This is a genomic window from Mesonia hippocampi (assembly GCF_014197445.1).
GTDB classification, from domain to species: domain Bacteria; phylum Bacteroidota; class Bacteroidia; order Flavobacteriales; family Flavobacteriaceae; genus Mesonia; species Mesonia hippocampi.
This window is the reverse complement of record NZ_JACIFO010000001.1, coordinates 170,684-185,246: the sequence shown is the minus strand read 5'-3', so window position 1 is coordinate 185,246 and position 14,563 is coordinate 170,684. Positions and strand designations below refer to the sequence as shown.

General features: G+C 36.0%; 6 protein-coding genes. 2 read left to right on the top strand and 4 right to left on the bottom strand.

All coding sequences use genetic code 11. The features are described from left to right. Nucleotides 1-66 precede the first annotated feature (66 nt). Nucleotides 67-1,479, bottom strand: coding sequence for a hypothetical protein (locus tag GGR32_RS00875; RefSeq protein ID WP_183475558.1), 1,413 nt, complete (start codon nucleotides 1,477-1,479; stop codon nucleotides 67-69). Nucleotides 1,480-1,721: 242 nt separating this feature from the next. Between GGR32_RS00875 and GGR32_RS12005 the strand changes: the two genes are divergently transcribed. Together GGR32_RS12005 and GGR32_RS12090 are read left to right on the top strand one after the other, a co-directional pair. Next, entirely contained in the window at nucleotides 1,722-2,057 is a 336-nt protein-coding gene (locus GGR32_RS12005) for a hypothetical protein (RefSeq protein WP_246415145.1), read from the top strand. Further along, entirely contained in the window at nucleotides 2,045-2,695 is a 651-nt protein-coding gene (locus tag GGR32_RS12090) for a 3-oxoacyl-[acyl-carrier-protein] synthase III C-terminal domain-containing protein (protein WP_343066404.1), read from the top strand. The genes GGR32_RS12005 and GGR32_RS12090 overlap by 13 nt, the downstream gene beginning before the upstream one ends. A gap of 73 nt (nucleotides 2,696-2,768) precedes the next feature. Here the strand turns inward: GGR32_RS12090 and GGR32_RS00865 are convergent, their stop codons facing one another. The 3 genes from GGR32_RS00865 to GGR32_RS00855 are packed head-to-tail and all read right to left on the bottom strand — an operon-like array spanning nucleotide 2,769 to nucleotide 13,255. Continuing rightward, nucleotides 2,769-4,532, bottom strand: coding sequence for a T9SS type A sorting domain-containing protein (locus GGR32_RS00865; protein WP_183475557.1), 1,764 nt, complete (start codon nucleotides 4,530-4,532; stop codon nucleotides 2,769-2,771). Nucleotides 4,533-4,537: 5 nt separating this feature from the next. Beyond that, complete coding sequence (locus GGR32_RS00860; protein WP_183475556.1) at nucleotides 4,538-6,304, bottom strand: T9SS type A sorting domain-containing protein; 1,767 nt, start codon at nucleotides 6,302-6,304, stop codon at nucleotides 4,538-4,540. 27 nt (nucleotides 6,305-6,331) lie between these two features. Continuing rightward, nucleotides 6,332-13,255 (bottom strand): PKD domain-containing protein, encoded by a 6,924-nt coding sequence (locus tag GGR32_RS00855; protein WP_183475555.1) that lies wholly within the window; start codon nucleotides 13,253-13,255, stop codon nucleotides 6,332-6,334. Between the last annotated feature and the right edge of the window lie 1,308 nt (nucleotides 13,256-14,563).

Below are 14,563 nucleotides of genomic sequence, written 5' to 3'. Positions count from 1 at the left end.
AAACATTTTCATAAAAAGTGTATTTCTATATCTTAGACCCTAAAAAACACCTAAGGTTTAATAAACCTACTCAAAAACATTTGGTAAACTTAGCAACTCATTTTCGGTAAACAGGTAAATGTTATCTTTGCTAAAGCGTATATCTTTTACTGTTTCGGTATTAAATGGTAAAAGTTTTTCTTGTTGTAATTCCCAATTTTGGTTGTAGGTTTTTAAGGCATAATTTTCTTGTTTTTTTACCAACACCGTAAAGTTATCTTCTTTTTCCCAAAACTGAAGCTGGCTGTAAAATATTTCTACCGGATAGTAATGTTTATTCTCATCTTCCCAATCTAACTGATATTTTTGTTTTTTAACAAGGTTAACGGCATAAGGGTATTCCCGTAATAAAATATTTTCTTTATTTTGTAGAAATCCTATTTCCATTAAATATTGCACATTCAATAAGCTATCTTGTTGAAAATTAAAGTTCTTTAAATTATCTACTACTCCTTCTAATGTAATCTCCTTTAAGTCTTTATCAATTTTAAATTGACTAAGTAGGGGAAATTCTGGTATTTCGCTAGATGCCATTACTTGGTTTATATAGTATAATTTATCTGCATATACCGCCATTTGTCTAGAAGGATAGTATTTTATTTCTTCTAGGCTAAAATTCTTAATAACATAGGTATTATCTATAAAACTATTAAAAGTAATTCTTTCATCTATTGGTTGAGAAAACATTAAAAGCAAATTACTTAATACAGTTGCTTGTTTTCCCGCATACATCATAACACTAACATAGGGTATGCTATACTTAATGTAAATTTTTTCTTCTGCAAAGCTTATATCGATAATCTTGATACCATTTTGACCTTGGAAAGATTTTGAGGTTTCACCATATTCTTGATGAGTTTTATAATCGTCTTCACTTAAATAGTGTTTTCTTAACGAAGCAATACTTGAACTATCTTCTTTTAAATTTAAAACGGAAAACTCTGATTTATCTCCATCAAATCGATATAATTTCCCGAAAAATTGGTCTGATAGAAACAAAAATGGACGCTTATAATCTATTTTATTCAAAAGATTATTCGATAGCCCCTTTTTACTTTTATCTAAAATCTCTTGTAAACTACTAAGGCTTTTTATAATAGCATTTATGTTTTTAGCGTTTATATCTTTAATAGAAAAAAAGGCTATCACTTCACCCTTATTTACTAAAGAAATTCCAGATAAGTCGTTTAACGGCTTGCTTGTGATTTGGTATAACTCATCAGAGAAAACCACTTTAGACATGGTTAATTTATTTTCAAAATATAACTTATTTAAATTATCAAAACGCTTACCTTGATAATTTATAGGCAACAAAAATTTTATTTTGTCTTGGTAAGTGCTTTCATCTAACACAGAAAAAACTGGGGTATAATAATTACTACAATCATTCTCTGATACGCGAAAATAGATTTCCTGTGCACTTATATGATTACTAAACACAGTATAAAACAAAAGAAAACATAAACCCTTTAACAACCTGCGTTTTGCAAGTAAAAATATTGTTCCTGTCATGGTTACGAATTAGCATTGATAAACAACAAAAAACTTATTATTTAAAAATACATAAAATTTAAAAAATTAATAAAACATTTTTATAAGCAATCAAACAAACAACTAAATATATAATTTTTAATATCAAAAACACTATTTTAGTAATATAACTTAAACAAAAGCTTTTTTTTATGAAACTAAAACACATGTATTTTCATCCTGCTTCTAAACAAGAAAATAACGAAACCGTACTATGCAGCTTTGAAAAAAAAGGCATTCCAATGGAGAAAATACAAAGTGCCTTAGGAAGACAAAAACGGCACATCGCTTCCTCTAACTCAACAGAAACTTCCTTATCTATGGGAATTGAAGCAGCAAAGGGAGTTTTAAAACAGAGTTCTATTTCGATACAAGAAATAGACATTATTATTTTTGTTTCCTCAACAGCTGAACACTTAATTCCTTGTGATTCTATATACATTCATCAAGCCTTACAAGGAAAATCTGAAACCATGTGTTACGATTAAATGCCAATTGTATTGGTGCATTAATCGCTTTAGATCAAGCCGCACAATATCTTTCAAATAGTAAAACCGCGCAAAAAGCCCTTGTTGTATGTGCCGAAAAAATGTCTAGCATTCTAGACCCTGAAAACCCTGTTACTGCATTTTGTTTTTCTGATTCTGCTTTTGCCTTCATCGTAGAAAAAGACAATTCTACAGCAGGTTTAGTAGATGTACATTACCACACAGATAGTAGTTTTAGCGACTCTGTTTTATTTCCTCCGCAAGGGTATTCCTGTTTTACAGAAGGCAATTTAACAACATGGGATACCGCATTTGATGGAAGCGGAAGTGTTGAATATGCAACTCATAAAATAGAAGACTTTCTGAGTAGAAACAACCTTACAATCCAAGATATTAGTATATTTTTATTCTCTCAGCTATCACTAAAGAACATTGAAGTTATAAAAGAAAAATTTCAACTTCCAGACCATAAGGTACCTTTTTACTCTAAAGAAATTGGCTATTCTGGTTCATCTAGTCCTCTTTTAGCATTACACCGATACCAACAAATGGTCGCACCACTAAAAAAAGGACAGTATGCACTTATTTGGACGCTAGGTGCGGGCTATCAAGCAGGTTTAATGCTTTGGAGGTTTTAAAAATTTTAAATTCTCGCTCGTTTTCTTTACCCGAAAAATAAACTTAACGTAATAAAAAAGCCACATCTATACTTTACTCTTTTACGATTTTTTTAACCTGTTTGTTGCCCTGTTGATTGGTGGTTTCAATGAGGTAAAGTCCAGAAGGGAGCTCTTGTAGGTTGAGGCTGTTTTTACCAGTGTTAAGTTTTCCCTCTTTGACCAGTTGGCCGGTGATAATGTACATACGGTAACTGCTAGGCGCCAACACCGAGATATGTATTTCGCGGTTTGCCGGGTTAGGCCATAGTTTTATACTTTGCGTTTTCCAGGTATTTGTGCCTAATTCTGGACAAGGCTCCAGTGCATATTTAGCGATAAAAAAGTTGGTATTGGAAGGGTTGGGGTTCATCACCTGCCCGCCGTTGGCATCATAAAGGGTGTGTTTTAAGGCACCTCCCAACAGGACGTCACCATTAGCATCGATATCAAGAGCTGTCCCATTGTCCGAGTTTCCTGGGTTGCCGGGGATAAAGGTAAGCTCAAGGGTTTCCCCGGTATCTTTATCAAAAAATGCCAGTAATGGCTCAAAAGTCCCATCACTGGTAATGGATATTGATTTATTTCCCCAGGTAAAATTTGTCCTTCCGGCCCCTGCAGTAAAAGCGACCACATCATTCTTCATTCTAAAGCCTGCCTTGGAAACGAACCCCTGAGAATCAGTAGAAAACCAATCTACCTGTGTGGCATCAGGGTTGGTTTTCATGACAAAACGGGGAACAATTTGTTCCGGTACGCTTTGGCCCAAAAAGGTATCGTAACCAAAACCTAAAAAAACCCCCCCCATATAAATATTATTCTGGTTATCAAAATCAAGTCCATATATAATGGTTCCTACACCTTGGTTATAGGTATTTTGCCGTAGCCATTGAAAGTCCCCCTGTGGGTTAAAACAGGCCAGATAAAGCGAACCGGAAACTTGTTGCCCCCCTATAGTAGCAGTACTAGGTTGGTTTCCATTATCAAATCTCCTTCCGGTAAAATAGTAATTCCCATTGTTGGGGTTTCTATACATTTTTAAATAGTTTCCCGCAATTCCCGTTAATTGTATATCTAAATACACAGCACCAAGAAAATTACCGTTGGCATCATATTTAAAAATATGATAGGTGTTCCCAGGTCTAGTATTTACATAATTTCCATTGTCGTAAGAACCAGGAGGGATATAGGTCAGCCAGTAAATGATGCTCGTACTTTTATCAATGGCCGTGTTAAAAGAAGTGAATTTATTGGCACCACCTCCCAAAGTAGAAGTGCTATCTCTGTCCATAGGTTGTTCAAACCAAAGCATAGTACCATTTTTATCAAATTTGGTAATGTAACCCAGGCTACAATCTTGATAGGTATTATTGGAAAGGATAGTGTCATTCTCTATCCGAAAAGGATAATTCTGCCCATCACAACGGTAAGAGCTCCCTGCTATATAGAGATTATTGTTGTTGTCGGTCTCAATATAGGGTGCTGGTTCATATCCTCTTCCGCCAATGATCTTGGACCACCGGTAACTGCCATCACAGGCAAAACTTGCGAGGGCATAATCGTTTTGTACATCATTGCCCCCGCCGTAGTAATTTTTTTGGTGGCCGTCTATCTGTGGGTTAAGGTATCCTATGGGGGAGAGCACATAAACATTGCGGTCGCTATCTGTGGCGATATCGTAAACCTCTTCTGGGTCAATGGTATTATCAGTAGTGGAACTTGCCCCACCTTGTTTAATCCATTGCCATTGTTTTTGTTGGGCAGTTATAGAACTACTCAACACTAACATCAGAAAAGTGACTATATAAATTGGTTTCATAAGTTTTACTCTTTTACGATTTTTTTAACCTGTTTGTTGCCCTGTTGATTGGTGGTTTCAATGAGATAAAGTCCGGAAGGGAGCTCTTGTAGGTTGAGGCTGTTTTTACCAGTGTTAAGTTTTCCCTCTTTGACCAGTTGGCCGGTGATAGTGTACATACGGTAACTGCTAGGCGCCAACACCGAGATATGTATTTCGCGGTTTGCCGGGTTAGGCCATAGTTTTATACTTTGCGTTTTCCAGGTATTTGTGCCTAATTCTGGACAAGGCTCCAGTGCATATTTAGCGATAAAAAAGTTGGTATTGGATGGGTTAGGATTCATTACCTGCCCACCGTTGCTATCATAAAGGGTGTGTTCAAACTGCCCGCCGATGAGGACATCCCCATTAGCATCAATGGCAAGGGCAGAACCCCTATCGGGATGACCATTGTTCCCAGCTATAAAATCAAGACCAGTACAGGCTCCTGTAGTTTTATCGAAAGTTGCTAAAAGAACTTCTGTACCTTCTCCTGAATTATTGATGTTGACAGTTTGATTGCCCCACGTAAGTTGTTTCCCAGCTTGATTAGTTAAAAAAAGGGTGTTATTTTTTAACTTTATGTCTCCATTGGCCCAACCTGAACCTGAACTTGTGGTGTAATAAGAAAACCAATCTACTTGTGTAGCATCAGGGTTGGTTTTCATCACATAACTTGGAACAATCTGTTCAGAAATATTCTGTCCTAAAAAGGTATCATAACCAAAACCTAAAAAAACTCCCCCTATGTAAATATTGTTTTGGTTATCAAAATCTAGCCCGTATATATTGCACCCTATAGCTTGGTTATAGGTGTTCTGCCGGAGCCATTTAAAATTACCTTGAACATCAAAACTGGCAAAATAAAGTGAGCCGGTAACTTGTTGACCGCCTATTATTGCTGAGGAATTCGGCTCCCTACTTCCTGTAAAATAGTAATGACCGTTATAAGGGTTTCTGTACATTTTTAAAGAGGACCATGCAGTTCCTGTTAATTGCATATCTAAATAAGTTCCTCCTAAAAAGTTTCCATTACTATCATATTTTAAAATATGCCAGGTGTCACCAAGTTGGTTATTGGTATAGGCTCCATTGGCATAAGTGCCCTGTGGGATACGGACCAGCCAATGGAGATCACCATTACCCGTGGCAACAAGGCCGCCGGAATCAGTATGGACGAAGGCTAAAGAACCATCGGAAGGGGGCATCGGCTGTTTAAACCATAACATAGTACCATCTTTATCATATTTGGTTAAAAACATCAGGCTACAGCTTGAATAAGTCTGATCTAAGATGGTATCGTTTTCTATACGGGCCGGATATTTGAATGGCTCATTTTCATCACAGGAATTAAACTTACCTGCCATATACAGAAATCCATTAGCATCGGTTTCAATAACCGGGGGTGTTTCATCATTTTTTCCGCCAATAATCTTGGACCAACGGTAACTACCATCACAAGCAAAGCTTGCTAAAGCATAATCACCTTTTGTACCTGCGGGAGAACCGTAAAAGGTTTTGATATTTCCGTCTATCTTAAGATTATAAATTCCCATAGCCGAAACTGCATATACATTTCGGTCGTTATCAGTGGCGATATCGTAAGCCTCTTCGGTTTCATCTTCTATACTTGCCCCACCTTGTTTAATCCATTGCCAACTTTTTTGTTGAGCTGGAACACTCAACGTATATAAAAAGCTTATAAACAATAATTTTTTTTTATGTTGAGCAAAAAGATAAAATAGTTTTTTCATAAAGATTGTTTTTTATTAAATTGTTCTTTATTCTACAATAAGTTTTACAGCGGTCATGGTACGTCCGTGTTTTTGCAACACTACATAATAGGTGGCAGCTTGTAAAGGGCTACAATCCAATACCAATTGCCCTGTTATCTCTCTAGGTTGTTTTGTTATCAGGGCTTTCCCTGAAAGATCTGTAAGGGTTATCTGGTATTCTTCTGGGTTTTCGGGCAATTCATAATATATGGTGGTATATTTTGGAGCAGGATTAGGTGCTACTTCTATGATAATGGGCTGTTTTGGCGCTGGTCGAGGCGTAGGCGATGGTATTGGGCATTGTGGTAAATTAAATGATATATTGGTATGACATTCTATATTTTCTGGTCCTTGCCCCGTAACTGAGATATCCAATATCCCACCAGAAAATCCGAAATGGGTATAAAAGTAAAACACTTGACCTGAATTTCCTGACGGTAACAAAGCAGAACTTTGTGTAAAATAACCGTTGGGATTGGAAGTAAACAGGTTAATTCCTACTGGCACACCATAATTATTGGTAAAATCGATATGAATTTCATATACCCAATTGCCATTGATGTTTAGGCAGTGAATCTGCCAATTGTTTAGGTTAATATTACAACTATTACAATCTCCATACTCCATTTCCATACTACCAATATCTAACGAGCAATTGTCCTGCAAGTATAAAGAGTAACTACTCCCTACATAAATATCCTGACTCACCAAGGGCTGTACAGCTCCTACTCCTTGTGTTACAATTTGTTGATTTCTTCTCCATTCCCATCTGTCAAATCCATCAAGAGGTCCTATCAAATAGCCTTCAGCAAAATCACCTCCACAAGAAACATAGCAACCAGTAGGGAAAATCCATGCTAGTGCCTCTAAATCGGTAGGTAAATCGATCTGAGCCGAGGCTGAACAATTGTTTACTTCTGCCCGTACCCGTATTGGCCCATCGTGTGTAATTACTGCTTGCGCCCCAGTATCGCCATTACTCCAATAATACGCTACTCCTGGCTGTGGATTATCTACAAACACCTCTACTTGATAAGGCGAACAAGAAAGGATATTTACTCTAATCTCGGGTTGTGCCGGCGGGTTGACCACATTTACGGTAAAATTCCCTGCCGGTCCGGTACACGAAACACCATTGATGGTGACCGTGGCTTCTACGGTATAGTGGTAAGTCCCAGGCTTTTGATAATCAGTAATCTCATGTTGATTATTCCACTGGGTTTGCAACACATTATTACGGTACCAAGTATACTCCAAATTATCGTTTTTAGGAATGCTTAGGCCAATAGCACCTTCGTTGCAGACTACTGGCTGCCCGGAAATGACTGGTGGCGTAGGTGCTTTTATAAAACTGACACTTATGGGATCTATATCATAAGTTTTACAACCATTATTATCAGTTATAAAAGCAAAATACTGTCCGTTTTCGGTTACGTTGAGCGTAGGAGATGTGGTTATCGCATAAGGACTTGGTGTGACTTTATCTTTATACCATTCAAACGAATCAGGTACACCAAAAGAAGTGTTATTGAAACTTAAAGTTATGGTCTCCCCTTCACAGGCAGTTTCAGGGCTCTTTTGAAAAAAACCACCCATATTGACTTGGGTTACATTGACTAATTGTGAGCTAGAAGAATAACATCCGTATTTATTGGTAACGGTTAACGCAACTTGATTGACGACTCCTGAATTCAAAGATTTTACAGGGTCTTGCTGGAGATTGGTGGCTCCGTCGACAAACACCCATTCGTAGGATAAGTCAGGATCATTAGCTAGGGCGTCAAACTGGACCGATTTATTTTCGCAACCTGCAATAAAGTTAAAGCTCGCATCGGGCAATGCGGGTAAAGTGATGGTTTCGTATGCTTCGCAGGCAGGCTTGCCGTTGGAAACACGAATACCTACTTGATACGTGCCGGGAGCTAATTGCGTATTCAATTGCGCTACGCCATTTATGGTTGTTCCGCTTTGCCAAGAAATACCCCCGTCTGTGGTAAAGTCAAATTGGGTGGGCGGTTCATCTGGATGATATTCTGAATGATCTAATAGGTTTACATCGTATTGTCCATTTCCAGCACAAGAAATGTTGTATTTTAACCCAGTTGCATAAGGGATGACAAAGTCTAACCATTTCCCACAGGTTTCCTGATTCCCACTTGTATTAATATAAGTAATGGCTAACCTTGCTCTCCAAATTCCTGGTGTTAAATCTCCTAAAACCAACTGAGTTGGATTATTTATACTAACCACCGTAGCCCCTTGAGGAAAATCGGAGAAATATGCATTAACATAACTACCTCCTATATTGGTTATATTTATGGTAATTTCTCCACAAGCAGAGTTAGTCGTATTATAAGCAAAATTATCAAAATCAAATCCTCTACATACAGGTATTTCTCCCTGGCCACAATCGTAAATCTCTAAATTTCGTGTACTAGAGGTGCATCCGTAGGTGTTGGTAACTTCAGCGTGATAGTTACCTGCATTATTAACTACATCTAGAGTGGGACTAGTAGCTCCTGGCACAATTGCGCCATTTTTATACCATTGAATAGCATCGGTAGCTGCAAATCCTCCTTGTTGATTTACAACCATTGTTGTATCTGAGTCATCTTCACAGGCACTTACCGTTCTGGGCGTAATCGTAATTATCGGGGACGGTGATACCGTAACGGTATAAGAAGCTGTTGAAGCCATCGTACAGCCATTTACTCCGGTAACCCTAGCAGTTACGGTGTATGTTGTACTAGCTGAAAGAGGAGCTTTATACGTGTGAGATATGTCGGTTGCGTTAGTAATAGGACCTTCAGTAGTGCCATCTCCAAAATCCCAAGTAATATCTGTAAAACTAGCCCCTGAAGGCAGTACAACATTAAAGTTGGCAGGCTGGTTTGTACACGCATCTACATTCCCATTTATACTTATTTGAGGAGATTGAATAATATCAACAGTTTGAGAATTATCAAAAAACACCTGACATTTTCGTGCATTCACTTTTACTTGGACATTGCTTAAAGCCGCTTGATTCCATAAGACATAAATTTGGTTGGTGTTTTGACCGCTTTCTATACTTCCTGCTGAGGGAGGGATAATTTCCCAATTATAAGTTTCAGCCGTGGTATCGGTTACTTCATAAATTTCATAACTACTTCCACATACTTGTGTAGCACCCGCAGTAAACGACAAATCTACGGTTTCCGTCTGAACAGGTAATGTAAAGGTATCGGAAGAACACTCTGAATCATCTTTCAACCAAACTTCAACCTCTAAAGTAGCACTTGGGTTGAAATTTACATCAATTTCAGACCCGGTAGGCGAACCCAAAATTTCTCCGTTCGTGACACTCCAATGAGCGGTGCTCCCTTGAGGAACAACTACCGAGTATGTCTCTGGCACACCAGGACATACTGTAGTAGGACCGTTAATGGCATCTGGGGTCTCAGAAGGACCATCTACTTCTATTTTCATATTACTAGCACAATACAGGTCTGATAATATATCAACTACATACGTTCCACTCTCAGGTAAAGTAACAGATACAGGAGAACTATTTCCATTCTGTGAAAACCCATTAGGACCAGATATAAGCCAGTCTACATTGTAAATAGTGTTACCGGTTTCATCTATAAACTCTATTAAAGCAGTATCATTTACACATAGATCAGAAATATTTCCTGCTAAGGATAAAAAGGGCTTGACTTCTATATCAAACTCTGCCTTACCTCCACAGCCTAACAGCGTATTTTCATAATTACATACTAAGGTTACGGTTCCTGAAAAATTGGTTTGCACAATAATTTCGTTACGTTGATTTGTTGATCTTAACGACGCTCCAATAGTATTGTTTTTAAAACTCCAAGAATAATCGGTTGTAGGCCATTGGGGTAAAGAATATTGCCCTTGCTCTCCGGCGCAAATAGTCTCTGGTCCTTTTATGGTTCCGCGGCTTTGTACTACTGGTACTTTAGCAGATGTGGTGCAATTTCCACATTCTGTAGAAGATGCACTAACGTATCCCACTCCATCTTCATCTACTTGATTCCAATGTACGGATACTGAGTTGTCATTTTGCCAAACTACTTCACCGCCTATGATTTGCCAATCTATAAGGCAAGCGTCAATAGGAAGGGAATAAGTAACGAGTGCTCCTTCACAAACCACTCCCGGACAGGAAATAGGAGGGAAAGGTTTTGTTACAGTTACTTCTAAGGTATATTCAACCATGCAGCTACATCCATTAAATACTTGTAAAGTAACCTCATAAACCCCCGGGGTTTGGTATGTATGGGTAGGTTCAAATTCATTTGATATATCTCCGTTACCGAAATCCCAATTGTAATATAGATCTCCATGGCCATTATTAGTCGTACTTAAATTATTAAAAACAATTCCTGTCTCAGCACACACGGTTATTTCTTCTTCATCTCCGGAAAAAGGCACAACCTCGAAATAAGCAGTTGGGGGCTGTAATTTTTCAATACATCGTTCCATTGTTATCTCTGAACCGTCTTGTAAAATTATTTTGACTTTTATAAAACCTGAAGGATTGGTATCCCATTCTATTTCAGCGGTAGTTCCATTACCTGTAATTGAACTAACAGTACCTCCAGAAACAATCCAATCTACCGAAGTTATATTACCCGTGTTCCCTGTAATAGTATAAACTGTAGAGCTGTTTCCGCAAACACGGAGGCAAGGAGCATCTTCAATGTCTTCATAGTCAAAGTTAATTGGTTCGAAGTTACCTTCTTGACAACCTACTTCTCCCCCCCATTCTAAAAACAGACCACATTCCTCTATAACGGTAACTGTTACAGCTATAGTTTCAGCACAATCTTCATCAGGAGTAAAAGTATAAGTTCCCGAATTTTGATTATCAATAAGGGCAGGACTCCATGTACCACTAATTTCATTATCGGACACCAGTGGTAACTCTGGGACATCATTACCTTTACATATTTCAGTTAGAAAACTAAATTCTGGAGTTACTCCATAATTAACTTGAATAGTTACTTGTGCTGTATCGCAAATGCCTGTAAAGTTATGACATAATTCATAGGTTATAATATATGTCCCTGGCATACTAGGCGGAACTGATATAATCCCATTTAATGGAAAAATACTTACACCAGATAGTCCACCATCATTTATAATAGAATAGGAGTATGTGTTGAGAGAGTTAAAAACAGGATTTCCACAAAAAGTATCATTTCTACTGATGCCATTTATAGTACCTCCTTCACAACTATTTATAGGGAAAAAAGTAAAATCATCATTATTGGCGGTAATATTTGGTGGTAATATGGTAAGAGTTACTGTTGCAGTGTCACAATGTGATAGATTATTTCTATTACATATTGTATAATTAAAAGAATAGGTTCCTGGAGATACAGCAGAAGAAATATTCACAACTCCAGTAGATCTATTAAAAGTTATTCCCTGAGGTAAGAAAAGTACTACTCCAAATATAATATTATTAGGAATTGCAGGGTTACCAAAAACAGTATCGTTATCTAATACAGAAAAAGCATGAGAAGAACAAGTAGTAAAAGTTTTTACATCATCATTTGCCGTAATGCAATCTATAAAACTGACATCAGGTCCTGTATCATTAGCCGAAAGATCAAAAATAGGATCAAGGCTATAGTTCCCATTGATTCCTCCACATATTCTTGTAAAATTCCCTTGCACTTCAAATTCAAAATTTCCGTTGGGATTAGAACCAAAAAGAGATAAAGGAACATCAAAACAATAAGTACCTCCAGAAGAATTTGGTGTATGTACAGTAGGAAAAGGTATATTATTAATAATATTACCATTTTTGGTAATGGCTAAACTAATGTTATCATAAACAGATTGGTTTGGAAGGGTATATGTACCACAAATGGTAATATCCTGTGTAGGACAATCAATTGTTGGAATAGAATTTAAATTAATACTTCCACTTAACGGATTAGCACAGTTAGATCCACAAAGATCATCAATATATACCTTACCCCAATGCCCTCCCTTACTACAATCTGCTATAATAAATTCAACTCGAACATTCTGCCCCATAAAATCGGAAACATCTATACGATCACATACCCACCCTGTATATAAACGGGTGGCATCGCCAGAAGGGTTAAAACTGTTAAAAACACAATCATCAGGATTAGAAAAAGTGCTCACTTGACGAAGTATATTGTCGTTTTGGTCATACACCCTAATAACAAAAAAAGGTTGTTCTTGTGAATTGTGACCACCAGGATTTTCAAGGATTAATGAATAATTAAAATTAAAATAATTCTCATTAACTACAAAATTCCGGGACATAGTAGTAATATGAATTTGTCCAAATGTACCTAACGTATTATTTAACCGAACAGCTCTGTTCCCATTAAGTACTCGGGAAACAGATACAGAAGGATCAGTTCCAGAACTAACGGGAGTTGCATAACCTGTTAAACTGTTCAATGCTGATGGTGCCAAAGGTACAAAATTTGAACTCCCAGTATTAATGTTTACACTACCCGTATTGGATGGAGAAGATAGAATAGCTTGAGTGAATGTATATTGTCCTAAACCACTTTCAAATCCCCCATTACTACATACTTGAAGTATGCGTTGAGAAGCTTGGTTTTTATAATTTTTTCTTTTTTCAGGATATTCTTCAAAAAACTCAACACGAAGCAAGTGTTTTTTATAATATTCTGCAGCTTCTCGAATAGTCGTTTTTAATTGCGTTTCTTCTGTAATATCACTTTCTTGTTGAATATTGTTTCTGATTTCCTGAAGAATTTTTTCTGAAAGTTTATAATTCTCAATTTTTTCAGTAATATAATTAGAAATCTCTTGTTCAGTTTTTTCAATAAGAGATTTTTGATTTTTTTGGGCATTTGCCCAATTCATTAAAATTAAACAAATAATAAAAAGTAATTTTTTCATCATCAACAAGAATTAAATATTTACCCAAAAACAAAAGTGTTTTATTTTTCATAAATTTAACATATTTTTCATAATAATAATAAAAATTTAAAAAATTAATAAATAAGCTTAGCACTAAACTATTAACTCTCCGAAGATAAATACATTATATTAATAAATTAAGATTATGTGTTTTTTTTTAACCTATGTTTAACTTTTTAAAATATTGTGTTTTAACACTAAAAACACCTAAGGTTTAATAAACCTACTCAAAAACATTTGGTAAACTTAGCAACTCGTTTTCGGTAAATAGGTAAATGTTATCTTTGCTAATGGTTTAACCCCTATAAAACCAGTTACCAGCTTTTTATTTATTATATTTTTAACACTAAAAAATAAGTTCTAATCAAAAAAATAATCAAATAAAGAGTACATTTGCCCCTATTCTTTTTAAGAAAAGTAGCAACTAAATTTTACAAAACATTGAATAAAAACATCCAATATAATACTATTTACAAGGCTTTAAATATGATGTCTTGCTGTATGGCTATGCTAATTAGTTACCTTAATATCGGATAAACGGAAATAAAAAACATTTAAAAATCCACCGATACTTTCGGTGGATTTTTGCTTTTAAGCCTTTTTAAAAAATGAAATCAAAAATTATAAAAATAATGCACAACCCTAAAATGATAATGCGTTGTTATACACACCTTATAATGTAGTCGTAAACTTACATCAAACCTATTTGAAAGGCGTTACGGCATACTGTAACGCCTTTTTTATACCATTTAATAAACTATAACAAATGATATCTATTAAAAATATATAGGCAACAATATAAAAAAGACAATTAAAAAAAGAATAAAAACCATATAACGTCAATGTTTACAACGCATTAGGCGTTTTTTTGTTTAATTTCTATAAATTACAAAATATACAATAATACGGGTTTAATACCTTTTAATTGTATCTTTTAAATAAAGTATTATAGTTTATTTAGGAGCTTTCGTAAAACGCTCGATAAAAAACACAAGTATTTACCATTACCTCCTTGTTTTAAGCCCTTAGCGGGCTTTTTTTTATGCGTTTAAACTAAGTATATACACAACTTAAAAGAGATTTAAAAAGACCGTTCCTGTTATGCTTTAAAAATGTAATTTTTGTTTTAGGTGTGCAGTTAGGTGTGCAGTTAGGTGTGCAAAAAACACTTAAAAAAGTGTTTATATCTTATGTGTAAGATACAAACATACACAACTTAAAGGCTTTTTTTTTGTTATAAATGGGGTGTATTGCACAAATAAAACAACTTTTAAAATAATTAACTACATA

Excerpts from the sequence above, each read along its gene's own strand:
- GGR32_RS12005 (WP_246415145.1), top strand. The coding sequence starts at position 1,722 with ATGAAACTAAAACACATGTATTTTCATCCTGCTTCTAAACAAGAAAAT.
- GGR32_RS00865 (WP_183475557.1), bottom strand. The coding sequence starts at position 4,532 with ATGAAACCAATTTATATAGTCACTTTTCTGATGTTAGTGTTGAGTAGT.
- GGR32_RS00860 (WP_183475556.1), bottom strand. The coding sequence starts at position 6,304 with ATGAAAAAACTATTTTATCTTTTTGCTCAACATAAAAAAAAATTATTG.
- GGR32_RS00855 (WP_183475555.1), bottom strand. The coding sequence starts at position 13,255 with ATGATGAAAAAATTACTTTTTATTATTTGTTTAATTTTAATGAATTGG.